Origin of the sequence: Paenibacillus lactis (genome assembly GCF_017873605.1) — a bacterium.
Classification (GTDB): Bacteria; Bacillota; Bacilli; order Paenibacillales; family Paenibacillaceae; genus Paenibacillus_AQ; species Paenibacillus_AQ lactis.
In genome coordinates this window covers 1-19,038 of the sequence record NZ_JAGGKI010000011.1, presented here as the reverse complement: position 1 = coordinate 19,038, position 19,038 = coordinate 1, and the positions used below count along the sequence as shown (strand labels likewise).

Below are 19,038 nucleotides of genomic sequence, written 5' to 3'. Positions count from 1 at the left end.
ATAAAGGAGAGGTTGTATATGAAAGCCATGGCTGTATCCACTTTCGGTCCTCCGGAAGTCTTAACCCTGATGGAAATGGAGAACCCCTCCGCAGGTCCCGGCACCGTGCGAGTTCGGGTGAAAGCTGCCGGCGTGATGCCCTTTGATTGCCGTGTACGGGAAGGAACGATATCCTATGTCCGTAATAAACCGCTGCCCATCATTCCGGGGAATGAGTTTGCCGGGGTCATTGATCAGGTAGGCGAGGGGGTTGAGGGGTTCGAGGCCGGTATGGAGGTGCTAGGCTTCTCCCTATTCAACAGCTATGCGGAGTATATCGTAGTCAGTGCAGACCAAATCGTAACGAAGCCGCCGTATATGCCGTGGGATATTGCAGGAGGTTTATCCGGCAACGGCCAAGGAGCGCATATGGCCCTGAAGGCGATCGGCATCGGGCATGGCGATACCGTGATCATCCATGGCGCGGCAGGGGGATTCGGCACATGGGCCTGCCAGCTGGCTAAGCGCTGGGGGGCCAAGGTCGTCATCGGTACGGCTAGCGAAGCAAACCATGACTATTTGCGTTCACTCGGCGTCATCCCCGTCCATTACGGGGAAGGACTTGTGAAACGGGTACGCGCGATTGCACCCCAGGGCGTAGATGCTGCACTTGATGCCGCAGGAGCCGAGGCGCTTAGGGCTTCGGTAGAGCTTGTTCCGGACAAGAAACGGATACGAACGATGGTAGCGAGCGAGACCGCCGACGAGCTTGGCGTACCTGCGCTGGAAGGCATGCGAAGCGCAGCCAGGCTCCAAGAGCTGACCGATCTGTATGAGGAAGGGGCCGTTCGGATCCATCTCCGCCAAACCTATCCGCTAGCATTGGCGCAGGAGGCGCATCGCCTGGTAGAGACCGGCCACGGACGAGGAAAAGTGGTATTAACTTTATAAGCCAAGCTGAGACTTTTACGAATGGAAGCCGCGATGATCGCGGCTTTTTCATGTCTTAAGCCAGTCACTGCCGGAACTGATACCAGACCCAGGCTTCATCATGTATATTTAAATAGCAGAGCGTATTCATTAGAATTATATGAAAGCGCTATCCGTAGTTTATAAAATCTCAGAATTTATAGGATATTAGGAGGAATCCGCATGAAAGTGCTGATTGCAGATGATGACGTTTACACGAGGGAAGGGCTTGTGGAGTCCATTGACTGGGAGGATTATGGCGTCAGCGAGGTTCTTCAGGTGGAGGATGGGGCTGAAGCGCTTCGGAAGGCGACCATTCATCGACCGGAAATTGTTATTACGGATATCCGAATGCCCAAGCTGAACGGCATTGAATTCGCGGAACGGTTGGTTGCAGCCTGTCCGGACAGCAAGGTGCTCTTTATAAGCGGCTATATGGACGTCGCTTACTTAAAAAGCGCGATCCGCCTCGCAGCCGTAGACTATGTCGAGAAACCGATCAAGCTGCCTGAGATGGAGGAGGCCATCCGGAAAACGATCCGGTTCATTCAGCAAGAACGAGAACGGCATGTTCTGCTGGATCAAAAGCTTGAACTGGAGCGAACGAAACTGGCCAATGTCTTGCGTACGCAGTCGCTTGGCGGGGATGAAATTAGGCGGATATGCGATGCGGCAAGGTTTCCGGCGGATGTGAGCTATGTATGCTTGGTCGTATCACGATGGGATCAAGAGGGCCAAGGATGGGCGATAACGAGTCCGAATGACAATGACTGGGGAACCTATGCTCCAGCTGTCTTAACGGAACAGCTTGATCAGAACCGGCAGCTGATGATCGTTCCGCTATGTAGCCCGAATGAGCGCGGAGCTGTCCTTCATGCGGCAGAACGCTTATGCGGGAGCGGGAGGGAGATTCGGATCGGTGTCGGCTCTGTCGTTTCGCATCTCGATGAAGTGCCAAGAAGCTTCCATGAATCTGAGCTTGCCCTGGAGCTTATCTTCTTTCGGCACCGGACCAGCATCATCGTATACGATAAGTCCTCGTGGATTCCTTATATGATCAAGGGCGACATCTATTTGGAATTCTATCACTATTTGAAGCAGAGCCCGAATGAACTGACCGGGTGGATGGAATCCTTTTGCGACCGGCTGATGAATGGCGGATATATGCCCAGAACGAGGGTTATGTCATGGATCCTCTCCTTTGCACACGCGATGCTAAGCGAAAGAGGCGGAGTGCTGCTGACAACCGGTAAAGTGTATCAATTCCAAGAGATCGAGAACCATTTGAATGCCTGCCGGTCCATGCAGGAAGTCAAGCAGTTTATCCTTAGCATCTGTCATGCCTACCAAAAAGAAGCGGAAGAAGTTTCTCCCTATTCGCACGTTGTCCGTACCGTGTTGTGCTATATATCCAGACATTGCAGCAACGCGGATCTGGATATTCGAGAGATTGCCGATCATGTCCATCTGTCCGCTGCTCATCTCGGCATGCTCTTTAAACAAGAGACGGGGACTACGATGAAGCAGTATTTGAACGATTACCGCTTGGAGCTGGCGAAGCGGCTCGTTGCGGGGGAGCACTTCAAAATGGCCGATATAGCTCGAATGTGCGGTTATGCGAGTCCGGGCTATTTTACCAAAGTATTTAAAACGTCCACCGGCTTGACGCCGGTTGAATATAGAAAGAAGCGCTGCGGATGAAGTTGGGGGCGTGGCTTGGCAATTTATCGCTGCAGAAGAAGCTGATGATCCTGTTTGCGCTTGCCGGTATCCTTCCGCTTGTAATCACGTTTTTCGCTACCTATGGGCAGCTCCGAGATTCCGTGATCAGCCGGCAGAGCTATGCCGCGAATCAGAGCTTCGAACAAACCCTTTCCTTGTTGTCGAGTAAGTTCTCTCATATTGAGGAAGTATCGTCGATGATTATGATTGATGAGCAGATGAATGCCGTCTTCTCTCAGGATCCGGATTACATGCAGGTATGGGAGCAGCTGTCCGCCTTCGAGCGGATTACGGACTACACGCGGATCTTGCAGACGAATTCGGAGATGAACGGCATCGTCTATTACATTGATGACGGCTTTGTCGTTACAGGTCCTCGGGCGGCTATGTACCGGCCAATCGGGAGAGTAGAAGGCCTTCCATGGGCACAGAAGATCATGGCAGCCAAAGGGGATGCGGTGTGGGTCCTGGCAGAGGATGAGGCTTCGCCTTCAAAGACGCAGCTGATCCTTGGCAGAGTGCTGTGGGATGTCAACGATTATTCGACGCCGGTAGGCATTGTTACGATTCGGGTAGAGCTGGGTCAGCTTCAATCCTACGTCATGAACACGGCCGTAGAGCAGCTGATATACGTGGAGACCGAGGACGGAGAAGTCGTGATCAGCAACGGGCAAGATGAGCTGGAGCATCGGCAGCAGTTGTTTACGAAACAAGTGACCCGGGAGCGGTTCGAGCCCGTCGCAACGGATAACATGAAGTATCTGGTTAGGGATTCAAGAATCGGATCGACGAATCTGTTTCTGCATTCCGTCATTTCAGCCGATTTGGCCGCTCAAGCGGTCAATCAGGTTCGCAATCAAGTGCTTATCGTGTATGGGGCCGTATGCCTGGCTCTACTGGTATGCATCATGCCGGTAACCAAATCCATTACGCGGCGAATTTTCTTGCTAATGAACAAGATGAGCCAGGTCCGGCAAGGTCGGCTGAGCACCTTGGATATCGCGACCCAAGAGGATGAAATCGGGCATTTGGTCTCGAGCTACAATTATATGATCAACAGCGTCAAGGAGCTGATGGATACGCAATACCGCCTCGGACAGGAGATTAAAGGCGCGGAGCTCAGAGCTTTGCAATCCCAGATCAATCCGCATTTTCTGTATAATACGCTGGATATGATCGTGTGGATGGCGCAGAAGGATGAGAAGAAGAACATTCAGCATGTGGTGTATGCGCTGTCCGATTACTATAAGCTGATTCTGAACAAGGGCGAGGACTTCGTTACGGTGAAGGATGAGCTGCGGCTGTGCGAAATGTATGCGGCCATTCAGCAGAAGCGGTTCAAGGGAAAGATCCGATTTGCCATTGAGGTGGAGCAGTCCGTTGAAGCGTGCCTGCTGCCGAAGATTACGCTGCAGCCGCTCGTTGAGAATGCGATCGTGCACGGGATCTTGGAAAAGCCTGAGGGAGAGGGGCAAATCATTATCCGAGGCAGCACCCGGGATGGCAGATTGCAGTTGACGGTAAGCGATGACGGACCGGGGATCGGAACAGCGGATACGCGCACCTCGAAGCATCGCGGTAGCGGATATGGACTGAACAATATTCGGAAACGATTGGAATATTACTTTAACGAGCCGAATGGGATTGATTTGCGCTCGCTCCAAGGAGCGGGGACAACCGTGTATATCGACGTTCCGGCCATAATGAAGGGTACGGAAGAACCGGATTCATAACGTACAGGATGGATTATTTCGCTGTCATTACGGAGGGGAAATGCATTGAAATCAATACGGATCAGAAGTTTGCCTGCGGCCTGTTTCATCGTTTTCGCGACCGTTTTCGCCGTTGTCTTAACGTCTTGCTGGAATGATGGACCCGGCACGGGAGCGGTCGATCAGACGGTGGATACGGTGGATATGATAACAACACCTGGTGGAACACCGGTTGTGGAGTTGAGGGCCATTACCATGGGCCGTCCGCCGGCCAGTGGGATGGATAATTTCTATAAGCAGCTCGATGCTCTAACGATCCGGGATCTTGGAGCGACTATTCGTTTCGATTACATTCCCTGGGGAGATGAAATGAATCAGATCAGCAAAGCGATTGCATCCAAAGAATATGACCTTTACGTGGGAGGGGCATGGTCCGATTTTACAACCTTTGCCTTGAAAAATGCGTTTGCCGACCTGGCGCCCTTGCTCGGACAAGTCCCTGATCTGGTCGACCATTACAAGGGCTCGCTGGACAGCGTCATGATCAACGGCGGCCTTTATGGCATTCCGCAGTACAACAAGCCGGGCGGGGGAGGCGAAGGCATGCTGTACCGGGAGGATTTGCGCAAAGCTTGGGGACTGTCGGAAATAAAAGATCTGGATACGGCAGAACAGTATCTTTACCGGGCCAAAGAGGAATATCCGGAGACCCCGATGATTAATGATAAACGCTTCGCGGATAATATCTGGACCCTGACGGCAGGCTCCAAGTATATCGAGCTGGTAAAGGGCTATGCGGTTGTCTCGGTCGAAGATCCTTACACAGCCGTCAGCATATATGATACACCGGAGTACAAGCAGGTTCTGCAGCGGGCCCGGAAATGGTATGAGGATGGCATCGTCAGCCGCGACATCCTTGCCGCTCAGGGTAATGCAACCAGCGAAACGCTGGAATGGATGAAAGCCGACGAGAAGCCGCTTGAATTCAACAATCATTTCGGAGCCGTCAGCAGCGGTTACATAGGGGTGCTGAAAGAGCTGCATCCGGATTATGAATACGGCTGGTTCGATTATTTTCTTGACCATACGCCAGCCTATTTGCCGTTTATGGCCCCGGATAGTACGACGATGATCTCGGTGGGTGCGCACTCCGAGCATGTGGAGCTTGCACTGAAGCTGATCGAGAAAGCCCATACGGACCGAACGTATTACAATTTGCTTATGTATGGTGTCGAAGGTGAGAACTACAAGCTCGACGGCGGTCTTGTGAGCTATGAGGGCATTAAAGCAGAAAACAAAAAGCCCGGTTGGACGGGACTGCATGATGGCTACATGAGCCTTCCGGAGAAATATCCCGATGAATGGCAGGCCATCAGTACGTATTTACAAAAGGAAGGCCTCAAGCGGGCTGAAGCTAACGGCCTGAGCCCGCTCGCAGGCTTCGTCCTGAACCCGCAGAAAGTCACGGCGGAGATGGCAGCCATGGAGAAGGTGAAATCCCGTTATATCGTGCCTTTAGCGGTCGGGATGACGAGCGATATCGAATCGGATTTGGTGAATGCCGTACAGCAGCTGGATCAAGCCGGCTTCAGAACGTTTATGGCCGAGCTGCAGGATCAGCTTGACGCGTTCGCAGCAACGAGCAAGTAACACGGGATCCAGAAATCTAATAGCTATGAGATTTCTTGAATGTTTCAGGGGAAACCCCCTCTAATCGTTTGAAAACCGTGCAAAAATAGCTGGTGTGCTCAAATCCGGCCATGCCGGCAATCTCTTGGATTTTAAGCTGCGGCTCCAAGACCATAAGCTCTTTGCTTAATTGAATGCGCTCCCGATTCACGTATTCCATCGGTCTTAAATTGAAAGCTTTTTTGAACAGCAAGCACAAATATTGCGGGGTGACGCCAGCCTGTTCCGCCAAGAGATCGAGCGTTAGCGGATGCTGACAATATTCCTTAATGTATCGAATGACAGGCTGCAGCCGCTCGAAATGCTGATGCCGGGTATGCTGCTTAGCCTGGATTTGCATGGGGATATCCAGGAGCAGAGCGTAAAGCAGCTTGGAGCATTCCACGCCGGCATGGCTGTCGTTTGAGCCGGCACTCTCAATGATGCTTGAAAAAACCGCCTGCATCTTATCCGGGTCCAGCATCGTATACACGCCCGACTTCGTAATTCCGGCTTGGGCGAGAAGCGGCCCGCATAGACTGCCCTCCAGGGAAATGAACATCAGTTTCCATGGCTCCTGGAGTGCGTGATAGCGGTGCGGAACATCCGGGAACAGGCAGATCGCCTGCCCCGCTTTGGCGGAATAAACGCTGTCGTCTGTATAGAGAGCTCCTTCACCCGACAAGATCATGAGCCACTGGTAGGATGCGAAGCCGTCAGGCCTATGAACGGGCTCCTGGTGGTTCCATTGTCCCGCTGACGTAAGATACACGGGAAGACGTCTGTCCGATTCACTCAGATGGCAGAAATGGATAATATCCATAGAAGTCTGCACCTCGGTTTCAAATATTTAAATCATGCTGAATATCGTTTAATGGAAAAAAGAAAATTCATCACTCTATAATGTGAATATAATTATAACAGAAATGGAGTGAACGGAATTTGGGAAAGACGAAGTGGATCTACAGCCCGCCAGCGAACGGTTATCCCGAATGGAATAATAACCCTGAAATTTATCAATTGAACCGTATGGATGCCCATGCCACGCTCATTACATATGACACTTTGGAGGAAGCTATCGAAGGTAGGTTCGAGGATTCCCGAAACTATTTGAGTTTAAACGGCTCATGGCAATTCGCTTGGGCGGAAAATCCGGAGAAGCGGATCAAGGATTTCTACAAACGAGATTATGATGCGTCGAACTGGAAAGAGATTACCGTCCCCGGGCATTGGCAGCTTCAAGGCTATGATTACCCACAATATACGAACGTCCGTTATCCCTGGGTCGAGCAGGAGAATTTGAAACCGCCTTACGCGCCGACGAAATACAATCCCGTCGGTTCCTATATAAAAACGTTCGCAGTTCCGGACGACTGGAGCGGCCAACCTGTTTTTATCAGCTTTCAAGGCGTTGAATCGGCATTTTATGTTTGGCTGAACGGAGAGATGGTTGGATACAGCGAGGATTCCTTTACGCCAGCTGAATTTGATCTTACCCCTTACCTGGTGCAGGGCGAGAATAAGCTCGCCGTCGAGGTATATCGCTGGAGTGATGCCAGCTGGCTGGAGGATCAGGATTTCTGGAGAATGAGCGGCATATTCAGGGATGTGTACCTTTACACGGCGTCGGATGCCCATATTTACGATTTTAAAGCGCTCCCTGAGCTGGATGACGATTATAAGAATGCTTCTCTGAACGTTGCCGTGCGAATCAACAATTATAGCGAACAGCATCAAGGGGAATTGGCGCTGGAAATGCAGCTGTTTGACGAGCATCGGCAGCCGGTGTGGAGCAATGCCGTATCGGAAGGCTTCACGCTCGGCACCGACAAGGCGCAGACGATCACTTTGCCTGGCCAGGTCGATTCTCCAAAGCTATGGAGCGCGGAATATCCGAATTTGTATACGTTGGTCGTTTGTTTGAAAAATGAACGAAACGAGCCCGTTCAATACGTAAGCTGCAAAGTAGGCTTTCGCCGGTTTGAGATTCAAGACGGGCTGATGAAGATTAACGGACAGACGGTGGAATTCAAGGGCGTCAACCGCCATGAATTTTCTCCGCAGAAGGGCCGCGCGATCGGCGTCGAAGAGATGCTGACGGATATCAAGCTGATGAAAGAACATAACATCAATGCGGTCCGGACCTCCCATTATCCGAACCATCCGAAATGGTACGATCTTTGCGATGAGTACGGCTTATACGTCATTGACGAGGTGAATCTTGAAACCCACGGAACTTGGCGCTACGGACAGAAAGAGGAAGAGGATACGGTCCCCGGAAGCAAGCCGGAATGGCTAGGCAACGTGCTGGACCGCTCCAAGTCGATGTATGAACGGGATAAAAATCATCCGTCGATCGTGATCTGGTCGCTAGGCAACGAATCGTTCGGCGGAGACAATTTCCTTCATATGTACCGTTACTTCAAAGATAATGACCCGTCCCGCATCGTGCACTACGAGGGCGTGTTCCACGATCGCCGGTCGGATGCGGCATCTGATATCGAAAGCCATATGTATACGAAGCTCGATTATATCGAGAGCTATGCCCGAAACAACCCGCCCAAACCGTTCATCCTGTGCGAGTACAGCCATGCTATGGGCAACTCCTGCGGCGGGTTAAGCGCCTACTGGGAGCTGTTCGACCGGTATCCGGTGCTTCAGGGAGGGTTTATCTGGGATTGGATCGATCAATCCATTCTTACCCGCAACCAAGACGGCGAGGAGTACTTGGCTTATGGCGGAGATTTCGGCGAATCGCCGCATGACGGCACCTTCTGCGGCAATGGCCTCATCTTTGCGGATCGAACCGTGTCGCCGAAGATCGCTGAAGTGAAAAAATGCTATCAAAGCGTCCGATTTGACGGAAGCAAGCTCTCAGAAGGCCGCTTGAGCATAACGAACAAGTATCTGTTTACGGATCTTTCGGAATTTGATTTTGTATGGAATCTCATGCGTAACGGCGATCCAGTCGCGGAAGGCGAACGCTTAATTCCTTGCGCGCCGGGCGACGTCATCCAGGTTGACGTCACGGACATCCTGAAGCATACGGAAGCTGGATCGGCCGGTGATGAATTTATCGCAACCTTCGGATTTCAGTTGAAAGAAGGCACGACATGGGCTGAACGAGGGTATGAGGTTGCCTTCGGACAGTTTGTGCTTCCGGCCGTTCAGAAGACTCGAGTGAACCCGATTCCTGCCGGGAAGCCGGTACAGCTGGACGTGAAACAGGATCAGGTTACCGTAAAAGGGGAGGAGTTTGCGGTTGTTTTTGATAAAATCACGGGGGAACTGGTTTCTTACGCAGCCGCAGGCGTAGAGCTTATCGCTGTGCCGCTCCGTCCGAACTTCTGGCGGGCCATGGTGGATAATGACCGCGGGAACAATCTGGAGGAGCGCAGCGGAATATGGCGCGCAGCCAGCATGGAGCGGAGGCTGCTCGAGTTCTCCTATCGTGCAGCTCCGGCTTTGGCAGATGTCAGGGTTCGCTATGCATTGCCGACCGTACCGGAGTCCAGCTGTACCCTGGAATACAGCATTCAAGGCGATGGAACGATGGATGTGCGGATGCGGCTCACACCCGGCGAGGGCTTGCCGGAAATCCCGGAAGTCGGTTTGCTGTTTGCAATGGAAGGCTCGTTCGATCTAATCAAGTGGTACGGAAAGGGCCCGTTTGAGAATTATTCCGACCGGAACAGCGGAGTGAAGATCGGTAAATATGAAGGGCTCGTCAAAGATCAATGGGTTCCATATTTGCGGCCGCAGGAATGCGGAAACAAGACGGAAGTTCGATGGGCATCGGTGGAGAACAAAGTCGGAACGGGTTTCTTGTTCGAAGGTAACACCAGGTTTGAATTTAATGCGTTGCCGTATACGCCGTCCGAAATCGAGGCGAGCGATCATGCCTATAAGCTGCCGGCTTCCGACAAAACCGTTATCCGGCTCATGGTGAAGCAAATGGGCGTCGGCGGTGACGACAGCTGGGGAGCAAAGCCTCATCCGGAGCATATCCTGTACGCGAACCGGGAATACAGCCTGGCACTAACATTAAAAGCGTTCGGAAAGTAATTTGAAGTTTTAAAAAGGAACGACCGAAGAACCACCGAGCCATAAAAATAAGAAGCGACCGTTTCCCGCTTAGGAGAAACGGTCGTTTCCTTATTGGATGGTGGGAGTGGAGACAAGAGAAGAGCTTGCCGGTTGCCCCGCTGACGTAAGGTTTCACCATGGTTGACAGACTCGTGCACGAATACTCAATTCATCGGCGATCTGCTCCACCGTCTTCGATTGTTCTTGCACATACTTTACGGTTTCACGTTTAAATGTCTCGTTATAATGTTGTCTATGGCCACTCATTTTTTGGACACCTTCTCGTCTCCTTTGTTTCATTATCGTTTTATCACTAAGGGGTGTCTACTTTCTATTCTAGCTGCAAAAAGGGACTAGTACGAGCGAACCGGAGCTCCAAAGGCGCAGCAAGTCCCCAAAAGGGACTTGTATCGTTAACGTTACTTTCAACATCCATATCCGAGTTACTTTACGCCCTATTGACCAGTTTGGTATCGGACGCGGCTAGGGGATGACCGAAGGACTGCTTATCCTTCCACATCCCCTAATCTTCGCTCTTAACTTGTTCATCTTCTCTAATAGAGATATAATGGACGAGGGTATTTGTTGAATACCGGCTACAGATTCAATGATGAAAGAGAGCGGAAAAGTATGGGCCGTAAATGGAATAATATTAAAGAGAAAAAAGCATCCAAGGATGCGAATACAAGTCGCGTGTATGCGAAGTTCGGCGTTGAAATTTATGTCGCCGCGAAGAAGGGTGAGCCGGATCCGGAATCCAACCGTGCACTGAAGGTCGTTCTGGAGCGTGCCAAAACATATAACGTGCCGAAAGCCATCATTGACCGTGCGCTGGAGAAAGCCAAAGGCAGCGGCGATGAGAACTATGAGGAGCTTCGTTACGAAGGCTTCGGGCCGAATGGCTCCATGATCATTGTCGATGCGCTGACGAACAATGTGAATCGTACAGCTTCCGCTGTACGCGCAGCGTTCAATAAAAACGGCGGCAATATGGGTGTCAGCGGATCGGTTACGTATATGTTCGATGAAACAGCCGTATTCGGCGTAGAAGGCAAAACTTCCGAGGAGGTTATGGATCTTCTACTCGAGGCGGACCTGGATGTCCGTGACATTATCGAAGAGGATCAGGCGGTTATCGTTTATGCAGAGCCGGATCAATTCCATGCGGTTCAGGAAGCGTTCAAGAATGCAGGGGTAACCGAGTTTACGGTCGCCGAGCTGACGATGCTGGCGCAAAACTTCGTCACCTTGCCGGAAGATGGCTTAGCCCAGTTCGAGAAGCTGATCGATGCGTTGGAAGACCTCGAAGACGTCCAGCAGGTATATCACAACGTGGAATTTGAGGAATAGGATACAAGAATCCTTTAAACTCAGTGTTTAGATGCTCTTACTGCTGATTCAAACATGGGTAAATATCCGAATTTCACCGTTTTTCTCAATCAGCGATGGTATACATTTTGTTGATTGATGAAATTTATGATGATGTACGTTTTTCCAGAAGTGCTCGCTATTTTAACTCACTTTTTGTATGACTATACAAGGAGTGAGTTTTTTATGTTATTAGAGGATGTTTACAAAGAGTTTCTATTTGATTTGGAGATCAAGAATTATAGTATCAGAACTATAAAAGGATACAGAAATAATAACAGAGCCTTCTTAAATTTTTTAATTAATGAATATGACGTGACGGAAGTGGAAGAAGTTAATACTTCCCATATCAAAGCCTATCTTAGGAACTTAAAAGACAAAGGTTTATCTGAAACCTACATCAATGGGATACAAAAAAACATTCGTTCGTTTTTCCGTTTCAATGTTGAAGAAGGATATATTGCTGAAAAAAGAAATCCTGTTCTTGGTTTGAAGTGGATGAAGGAACCAAAGGTTCTGATTCAGACTTTCAATGATGAAGAAGTGAAGAGAATGCTTAACGTTTTTAAAGGGGATTACTATTTAAGTTTACGTAATAAGCTAATTCTGATGTTCTTTGTGGACTTAGGAATCAGAAATTTGGAATTATGTACTCTTAGTTCTCTTGATGTAAGAGATAGTGTTATAAAGATACATGGAAAAGGGAATAAGGAAAGACATTTATACATTTCACCTCTTTTGAAAAAGTACATTATCAAATACGAGAGAGTAAAAGAGGCATATTTTAAAGATAAAATTATGACTGATTCGAATTTTTTCTTATCTCAAAATGGTAAAACTCTTACAGTTGTTGCAATTGAGGTAATAGTCAAAAAAGCTGGAGCGGAGGCTAAGGTTCGAGAACATATTCGTTGCAGTCCCCATACACTTAGACATTACTATGCTCAAAAACAATTAAGATTAGGATTGGATGTTTACAGTCTTAGTAGATTATTAGGACATGAGTCGACTGTTATCACTAATCGTTATCTACAGTCAATTCAAGATGAGCAGATACTTGAGTTGGCAAAGACAACCAGCCCGTTAATGAACTTATAGAGTTTGCATTATATTTTCATTGAAATAATTGAATGTTTAAGAAGAGAATCAATTAAAATTTTCGTTACAAAATGGAGGCGCTATGATAGCGATGGTTATTGAGTAGCGTGTGAAAGATAGAGAAGTTCCAAAACATCCAAATTAGATACGAAAGTCCCATTTTTTGGTTTTATATTGGAATAAACAGTTAAATACTCCTATTGTATGTTTGTCTCAAAAATTGTAAATTGATGTACATACTAACAACTGGAGGTTTCAAATGAAGAAAATAGCAGTCACTTTGACATCTGTACTTTTAGCTTTCTCTATCGGCGGAAGTGCAATATCTTTTGCAGATGCAGGAAATGAGCAACTCCCGACACAAGAGCAGATTCAACAAGCTGAGGAAACGCAAAAAATAACAGACCAAATTTACGAGAATGCTTATAAAAAAGCAGAAGAAGAGATTGAGAAAGAAAAAACGAGAAAAAGCATTAGTTTGAATATAGACAATGCAGTCATAGATGAAAAGGCAATTTATGATAAGTATCGGGAAGCAGCTAAAGAGGAGAACAAAAAGTTTCTTTTAGAGAATGGATGGAGCGAAGTATCGGAAACTGAAAATGTTGTTACTCCGCTCTCAACTCCTTCTCAGTTGGCAATGACGGACGAAACTATCTTGTATAACTCCAGTACAAAACAATATCAATTTTCAGGAGAGTTTAACTTCACGGACCTCACTGGATGGGATAATTATGCTGATACTTACGATGTTTTAGCCATTAGAAGCAATAATCAGATTGGCATAGTGAAATCATACGCAACTACTACTAAAGTTGAAGCGCGTTATTGTGGTAGCGTTACTGCGGCAAATAGGATATCATATAAAGAGAGTCAATCTGGCTACGATAACAATGGAGTTCCTATTGCCAATTCTAAAGTAACTAAGCAAAAAGAAACTGCGAATGGAGTTATCTGGACAATTGATGATACTAATGCTTACTCATCTAGTATTCCTTGGTCTTGTGGAAGTGCTGCAGACAAGTCGATATTAATTAGAAGTTATGATACGGATCATGGTAGAGCAACGCTATACTTTACTAAAATAGGCTCAGCTTCTACAAACAAAGTTTTTCTCGACTTCGAACACAACTGGAAAACTCATAAACTTGATGCTTCTGCAACAATCTCAGGAACAGGTTTAAAAGATACTCAACTTACTGTCACATATAAATCGGTTAATAATCGTTACCCTCGTACTAGCACAGGCAGAGCATATTAAAAGGAATCGGGCGTCTATATATGCGCCTTTTCATCAAGGAGATTGACATCAAATGAAAATTCAACTTAAATTCACTTTACTGGTGTGTCTGTTAATCTCGATCCTTTCTGGTTGCACAAAAGCACCAGATAGCCCTGCTCTAGAGAATCAGTTAAAAAGTGTACTAGAGAAAGCAAGTATTAGCTTTGACAAAATATTGCATTACGAAGTAGTAGATAATGGAATTGTTGTTTTTTACACTCATGATGACAGTCTTAATGAGAGCTATATTGAATATAACTCAGGGAAATGGAAATTGGTTAATAGTAGTGGAAGTGCCTCTTTAGTTGATAAAGATATTCCAATTTCTTACGTTTGGGACTATTCAGAAACAGTACCGTTTAGGATTGTTTATGGATCAATTAATCAAGGAGATATAGAACAGATTAAGGTAAATGGAGAAGTAACAAATAAAATTACCTTAAGTGATGGTCTAACTTTCTGGTACCTCATATTAGAAGAACCCTACTCTGCGGACAGTAAACTCGAGGCCTTTTCAGCTAATGGTGATCTAATATACGAAAAAAAGTAAAAAGTTTAATCTCTAAAATTTACCACCTCCTTATCGTTTAGCAAAACGCTATAATTCGATAAGGAGGCGTTTTTATGTTTATTGAACCGATGTTACTCGCAACAGCAAAAACCCCGTTCTCGGACTTGCACTATATATTCGAACCTAAAATCGATGGTCACCGCTTGATCTACTCGCAGCAGAACGGTACCGTTCGCCTATACACTCGAAATAACAACGATTGTACGCGTCAATATCCCGAAATAAACGGCTCAATTAATGCTCTGTTTCCACATGACATAGTTTTGGACGGCGAAGTTGCATGCGTTGATCCAGCAAAGGCATCTCCGAATTCGAATCCGTTATGACGCGCTTCCAGGCGAACAAGGCGGATAAAATCGCTGCATTAACTGCAACTCTACCATCCACTTTCGTCATATTTGACGTATGGGGCCTATTACTCTTGATTCTGATGAACGATAATCACTTCGGCAGCCGTAATTGGCGGCAGCGATTTCGTCATTACCGGCGAATGATAAGCCGTAATTTTGGTACCAGGTGCAAGCTCTGCATCCGGGTCAAGTCCCGCAATAATCTGTGTATCCTTCGAAATGTTCAGGATCACGTCATTGTCGGTGGAGGAATCCGATCCCACATTGATATAGAGCTGTTCCTTTGAGTTGCGCTCCGACTCGGCGATGGTTCCTTCAATCTTCGGAGCTTTCGTATCGGATACAACGATCTTGTCGGCATGGGTCCGGGCAGGATAAATCAGCGTCATCACCTGGGAGTACAATGCCTCAATGCGCACGCCTTCCTTCAAAACGTCACGGCTGAGCGCAGCCCCGTTCTTGTCTACAATCTCTGTCTTTTCATCCACCGTTAAGATGACGTAGTTGACGCCGCCGGTCTCAAGAGCCTGACCAATGACGGTGATTTTGCCATCTGTCGTGTCGGTTATGATACCGGTCGTTCCCGCAGGCTGGTCAAGATCAGGCAGTTCTGCAGCTTCGGTGTTAACCAGGATATAGTTGGTTGTCGATTGCGGAGGAAGACTCATGGCAACGGCCGGGCCATAGAAAGACTTCACCTGCATGCCGGCTTTAAGCTCGCTTTCCTCCAGCGTATTTCCGTTCTGGTCAATGATTTTAGCTTTCGGATCCAGATGGAGCAATATGGTCTCCTCATCGGATGTGTAGAGGTTGCGTCCTTCCACAAGAATACCGGCCTTGCTGATTTCAGAGATTGTACCGTCAATCGCGGCGAAGTCTCTGTCCAGCGCGATGATGGTCAATGCTTGACCTTGTGCGGGCAGGCTCTTGGTGATATTCGGGCTGTAAAATGCTTTGATTGCTTTGTTCTTGTCGACGATCGACTGCAGCTGTACTTTATTGCCTTTGGCATCGATGATCTTCGTATCTTGGTTCACCGACAAACGGATCTCGCTCTGATCGGTAGGCCCGAGCCCGCGTCCGGTTACGGTAATCCATTTTTCATTGCTGTCATTTACATAATCGGTGATATAACCCATCGTTCCGGGCACAACCTTCACTTGCTGCTGTAAGTTTCCTTGACCGGAAGTTATCGGGGCGGGAGACACTGCTTGCGCATTAACAACCGGCATGGCTGCCATCGCAAGAAGTGTTGTCGTTGCTAGTACTTTGTAAATTTTGTTCATTACGGGTCTCCTCCATTATTATGTAGATTGTCCTAACGCGATAGGAAGTAACCAGGCACGATTTTCTTGGTAAAATGTGCTGGATTCATAGTCATAGACGGCAAATAAATGCAAAGGTTGCAGTCCGCTAAAAAAACGGAAAACGAAATTCCTCATCTTTTTGTTTATGTGATTAGGACGGCCTCATGCCAATTGAAAAACTTCCGGTTTACAAATCGGCTTGCTGTAGGATATAAGATATCTAATTGATTATGGAGCTGTTAATGGATTATAAAGGGGGGATTCGTATGAACCTTCATGCTCTTCGAATATTTAACGACGTATCCAAAACAGGAAGCATCACGCGTTCAGCACAGAACCTGCTCTTAAGCCAGCCGGCCGTCACCGCGCAAATTCGAAACCTTGAGCGCGAACTCGGTTTGAAGCTCGTTGAGGCCAGGGGAAGGAATATCGGTCTTACCGAAGCAGGGGAGCTTCTGGCTCAGCATTCGCAGCGGTTATTCGCAATGGAAGCTGAAATCGAGGGCGTCATGGCTGCGATGAAAACAGGCCTTCTAGGAAGCTTGAAAATTTGCGCGACGGAACTTCCTGAACGTACGCTGCTGCATCGCTGGATAACCGGCTATAAGCTTGAGCATCCTGAAGTGGCGATCCAGCTTCTTAAGGGCCAAGCCCGCTCTGCATTGCAGCGCTTGCTGGATGAGCAAGTACATATTTCGATCGTTTGCGGCAATTGGCCGATTGAGGATGAAGCCGTGGATTATTTCACCATCCTCGAGGATGAGTTGATATTTGCCGTCCCGGACAGCCACCGGCTTGCCGGGAGGGAGGTTACGCTCGATGAGCTGGTGAAGGAGCCTTTTGTCATGAGAGAGGAGGGGAGCTACACGCGTGACCAGCTGCTCACGTTATTTCGATCCACTGGATACGACCAGCCCCGTTGTGCGATTCTGATCGAAGGCCTGAAAGAAACGGCAGAGGCCGTTCAATCAGGCTTCGGCATCGCGCTTCTGCCTTCGCTGTTCGTGAAGAAAGAGCTTGCTTCCGGTCAGCTTAAGCGGATTCATGTCAAAGGTGTGAAGCTGCCGCATCCAATTCGGGTGTGCACGCGCAAGCACGGGACCGAATCGCCCGTCATTCGCTCGTTCATTTCCTTTATCCAATCCGATATAAGGACGGCAGACCAGACCATCGAAGGATGAGATGCGAATAATTATGATTCATCCATTTTTTTTATGAATCCGCTTGAAATCCATATTATTCTTTTTTCATGCCATACGATACACTCGGGATAACCGGGGCGCCGACTACGAGTATGGAGGAGAGAGAATATCGATCATTCATAACAACATCAAAATACGACTTTTCGAGCGTTAGAAGGGAAACGACGCCAGTATCGAAATAAGCGAAATTACGCTACACACTATTTTTTCCTTTAGAAGGGGTGCCAAACATGAGAGATTTTATATTTGAGCATTTAGATTTCGTACGGAATCAGACATTGAATGTCATCCGGCAGGTTTCCGACGCGGAAGCCGAGATGATCCCGGAGGGCATCAACAACCATATAAAGTGGAATGCCGGGCATATTTATTACACGCTGGAATCGTTTGCTTTCGTTGTGAACGGTGAACCGGCGGAGCTGCCGGAGGCCTACCAAAAGCTGTTCCGCTCGGGGACCAAGCCAAGAGAAATTGAGGCAGCTTGGCCGTCGATGGAGGAGATCATCCAGCATCTTGAAGGTCAGGTTCGACGGATCGAGGAGCGATACGCCCATCGTTTGCAAGAAACCGTGAAATCCCCGTATACGACCTCCAAAGGCTTGAAGCTTACGACCGTGGAAGAATTTCTAAGCTTCTGTCTCTACCATGAAGGCATGCATTTTGACAAAATCAAGACGATTCTAAATAGGGTAACGTACTAAAAAAGGCAAAGCAGAAGTCCTCCAAAGGACTCTTTTGTACATATTCTACCTTAAATTAGATGAGCATGCGAAAGCGTACGAAGGGAATGATCATATTCATGTCGAATATGATGGTTATGCCAACAATGGCAGGGTGAACAAAAGGGGTTGATTCGTAGTTATTCAAGCACATCGCTTTATTCGACGAAACGCATTTGCGACTCTATTGAAGTTATTAGATCATTAAATAACTTTAATAAGGAGCGCTTTAAGATGCATATCGTGACAGAAAGATTGATCATACGGGAATTCGTTGAAGATGATTGGGATCAAGTATTGGCATACACCGCAGATCCGGTTGTGATGAAATATATCCCAGAGGGCGTATTTACTGAAGAGAAAGCCAGGCAGTTCGTGCTGCTCCATCAGGGCAAGAACGCCAAAAATTATGCGGTTACGCTTCGAGAGGGACAAGCACTGATCGGTCATATCGTATTTCACCCGTGGTTCGGCGAGCACACGTACGAGATCGGCTGGGTATTCCATCCCGGATATCAGCGTAAAGGATACGCAACGGAAGCCGCTGCTTCCACGTTGAATTACGCTTTCACCAACCTTGGGTTGCACCGGGTGGTGGCTACTTGTCAGCCGGATAACATCGCTTCTTACAGGGTGATGGAGAAGATCGGCATGCGCCGGGAAGGGCATTTTATTCAGTGCATCCCAAGGGAAGACGGTACCTGGTGGGACGAATACTATTACGCGGTGCTGAAGTCGGAGTGGGTACTCTGTTCAAGCCGGAGCAGCAAGGATGTGAAGTAGGAAGTTCCACAAGGCGTGGGGATTGAAATGCAGCATCAACTTAACGATATGGTAGAACCGGCTTGAAGCCGATAAACGATGCCAATTGAAAAAGGTCTTCGTCCTATCAGAGGATGGAGACCTTTTTTTTGTTGCGGCTTTAGCCAGTTGAGCTCGCGAAGCGTGCGAAACAAAAAACCACCCGCTATGCGGGTGGAGAGATCGAGGTTTGACCAACAAGAC

At 48.0% G+C, this 19,038-nt stretch carries 16 protein-coding genes; 13 read left to right on the top strand and 3 right to left on the bottom strand.

Going from position 1 to position 19,038, the window contains the following annotated elements:
- The first annotated feature begins 18 nt into the window (after positions 1-18).
- From J2Z18_RS19410 to J2Z18_RS19395, 4 genes are all read left to right on the top strand, one after another.
- Positions 19-930, top strand: coding sequence for an NADP-dependent oxidoreductase (locus J2Z18_RS19410; RefSeq protein ID WP_007130137.1), 912 nt, complete (start codon positions 19-21; stop codon positions 928-930).
- Between the two features lie 201 nt (positions 931-1,131).
- Positions 1,132-2,649, top strand: a complete 1,518-nt coding sequence (locus J2Z18_RS19405) for a response regulator (protein ID WP_007130136.1) — start codon at positions 1,132-1,134, stop codon at positions 2,647-2,649.
- On the top strand, positions 2,646-4,403 hold the full coding sequence (locus J2Z18_RS19400; RefSeq protein ID WP_007130135.1) for a cache domain-containing sensor histidine kinase: 1,758 nt from the start codon (positions 2,646-2,648) through the stop codon (positions 4,401-4,403). The genes J2Z18_RS19405 and J2Z18_RS19400 overlap by 4 nt, the downstream gene beginning before the upstream one ends.
- A gap of 45 nt (positions 4,404-4,448) precedes the next feature.
- On the top strand, positions 4,449-6,032 hold the full coding sequence (locus J2Z18_RS19395; protein ID WP_007130134.1) for an extracellular solute-binding protein: 1,584 nt from the start codon (positions 4,449-4,451) through the stop codon (positions 6,030-6,032).
- A gap of 16 nt (positions 6,033-6,048) precedes the next feature.
- On the opposite strand, the gene J2Z18_RS19390 is transcribed toward J2Z18_RS19395, so the two are convergent.
- Positions 6,049-6,873: an AraC family transcriptional regulator gene (locus J2Z18_RS19390; protein ID WP_007130133.1), complete on the bottom strand. Its 825-nt coding sequence runs from the start codon at positions 6,871-6,873 to the stop codon at positions 6,049-6,051.
- Positions 6,874-6,992: 119 nt separating this feature from the next.
- Here J2Z18_RS19390 and lacZ point away from each other — a divergent pair, with 119 nt between their 5' ends.
- From lacZ to J2Z18_RS19360, 6 genes are all read left to right on the top strand, one after another.
- Positions 6,993-10,115 carry a beta-galactosidase, LacZ type gene (gene lacZ / locus J2Z18_RS19385; protein WP_210095191.1) on the top strand — a complete coding sequence of 1,041 codons (3,123 nt, stop codon included), beginning with the start codon at positions 6,993-6,995 and terminating at the stop codon, positions 10,113-10,115.
- Between the two features lie 651 nt (positions 10,116-10,766).
- The gene (locus tag J2Z18_RS19380; RefSeq protein WP_040738722.1) at positions 10,767-11,486 is read left to right on the top strand and encodes a YebC/PmpR family DNA-binding transcriptional regulator; all 720 of its coding nucleotides are present in this window, start codon (positions 10,767-10,769) and stop codon (positions 11,484-11,486) included.
- 204 nt (positions 11,487-11,690) lie between these two features.
- On the top strand, positions 11,691-12,602 hold the full coding sequence (locus tag J2Z18_RS19375) for a tyrosine-type recombinase/integrase (RefSeq protein WP_007130129.1): 912 nt from the start codon (positions 11,691-11,693) through the stop codon (positions 12,600-12,602).
- A gap of 259 nt (positions 12,603-12,861) precedes the next feature.
- Positions 12,862-13,863 (top strand): hypothetical protein, encoded by a 1,002-nt coding sequence (locus tag J2Z18_RS19370; protein WP_007130128.1) that lies wholly within the window; start codon positions 12,862-12,864, stop codon positions 13,861-13,863.
- Positions 13,864-13,915: 52 nt separating this feature from the next.
- Positions 13,916-14,434 carry a hypothetical protein gene (locus J2Z18_RS19365; protein ID WP_210095190.1) on the top strand — a complete coding sequence of 173 codons (519 nt, stop codon included), beginning with the start codon at positions 13,916-13,918 and terminating at the stop codon, positions 14,432-14,434.
- Positions 14,435-14,508: 74 nt separating this feature from the next.
- On the top strand, positions 14,509-14,781 hold the full coding sequence (locus tag J2Z18_RS19360; protein ID WP_007130126.1) for an ATP-dependent DNA ligase: 273 nt from the start codon (positions 14,509-14,511) through the stop codon (positions 14,779-14,781).
- Positions 14,782-14,870: 89 nt separating this feature from the next.
- Here J2Z18_RS19360 and J2Z18_RS19355 read toward each other — a convergent pair whose 3' ends face one another.
- Positions 14,871-16,091, bottom strand: coding sequence for a hypothetical protein (locus J2Z18_RS19355; protein WP_007130125.1), 1,221 nt, complete (start codon positions 16,089-16,091; stop codon positions 14,871-14,873).
- A 287-nt stretch (positions 16,092-16,378) separates the two neighbouring features.
- Here J2Z18_RS19355 and J2Z18_RS19350 point away from each other — a divergent pair, with 287 nt between their 5' ends.
- The 3 genes from J2Z18_RS19350 (at position 16,379) to J2Z18_RS19340 (ending at position 18,816) form a co-directional block, all read left to right on the top strand.
- Positions 16,379-17,293, top strand: coding sequence for a LysR family transcriptional regulator (locus J2Z18_RS19350; protein WP_040738675.1), 915 nt, complete (start codon positions 16,379-16,381; stop codon positions 17,291-17,293).
- Positions 17,294-17,544: 251 nt separating this feature from the next.
- Positions 17,545-18,015 (top strand): DinB family protein, encoded by a 471-nt coding sequence (locus tag J2Z18_RS19345; RefSeq protein WP_007130123.1) that lies wholly within the window; start codon positions 17,545-17,547, stop codon positions 18,013-18,015.
- A gap of 252 nt (positions 18,016-18,267) precedes the next feature.
- Positions 18,268-18,816 carry a GNAT family N-acetyltransferase gene (locus J2Z18_RS19340; RefSeq protein ID WP_007130122.1) on the top strand — a complete coding sequence of 183 codons (549 nt, stop codon included), beginning with the start codon at positions 18,268-18,270 and terminating at the stop codon, positions 18,814-18,816.
- A gap of 35 nt (positions 18,817-18,851) precedes the next feature.
- Here J2Z18_RS19340 and J2Z18_RS19335 read toward each other — a convergent pair.
- A partial coding sequence (locus tag J2Z18_RS19335; protein WP_210095189.1) for a hypothetical protein occupies positions 18,852-19,038 on the bottom strand: 187 nt, incomplete at its 5' end.

What these genes read in the sequence shown, in the direction of transcription:
- J2Z18_RS19350 (WP_040738675.1), top strand. Translation starts at nt 16,379, where the DNA reads ATGAACCTTCATGCTCTTCGAATATTTAACGACGTATCCAAAACAGGA.
- J2Z18_RS19400 (WP_007130135.1), top strand. Translation starts at nt 2,646, where the DNA reads ATGAAGTTGGGGGCGTGGCTTGGCAATTTATCGCTGCAGAAGAAGCTG.
- J2Z18_RS19380 (WP_040738722.1), top strand. Translation starts at nt 10,767, where the DNA reads ATGGGCCGTAAATGGAATAATATTAAAGAGAAAAAAGCATCCAAGGAT.
- J2Z18_RS19340 (WP_007130122.1), top strand. Translation starts at nt 18,268, where the DNA reads ATGCATATCGTGACAGAAAGATTGATCATACGGGAATTCGTTGAAGAT.
- J2Z18_RS19345 (WP_007130123.1), top strand. Translation starts at nt 17,545, where the DNA reads ATGAGAGATTTTATATTTGAGCATTTAGATTTCGTACGGAATCAGACA.
- J2Z18_RS19355 (WP_007130125.1), bottom strand. Translation starts at nt 16,091, where the DNA reads ATGAACAAAATTTACAAAGTACTAGCAACGACAACACTTCTTGCGATG.
- J2Z18_RS19375 (WP_007130129.1), top strand. Translation starts at nt 11,691, where the DNA reads ATGTTATTAGAGGATGTTTACAAAGAGTTTCTATTTGATTTGGAGATC.
- J2Z18_RS19410 (WP_007130137.1), top strand. Translation starts at nt 19, where the DNA reads ATGAAAGCCATGGCTGTATCCACTTTCGGTCCTCCGGAAGTCTTAACC.
- J2Z18_RS19390 (WP_007130133.1), bottom strand. Translation starts at nt 6,873, where the DNA reads ATGGATATTATCCATTTCTGCCATCTGAGTGAATCGGACAGACGTCTT.
- J2Z18_RS19360 (WP_007130126.1), top strand. Translation starts at nt 14,509, where the DNA reads ATGTTTATTGAACCGATGTTACTCGCAACAGCAAAAACCCCGTTCTCG.
- J2Z18_RS19370 (WP_007130128.1), top strand. Translation starts at nt 12,862, where the DNA reads ATGAAGAAAATAGCAGTCACTTTGACATCTGTACTTTTAGCTTTCTCT.
- J2Z18_RS19405 (WP_007130136.1), top strand. Translation starts at nt 1,132, where the DNA reads ATGAAAGTGCTGATTGCAGATGATGACGTTTACACGAGGGAAGGGCTT.
- J2Z18_RS19365 (WP_210095190.1), top strand. Translation starts at nt 13,916, where the DNA reads ATGAAAATTCAACTTAAATTCACTTTACTGGTGTGTCTGTTAATCTCG.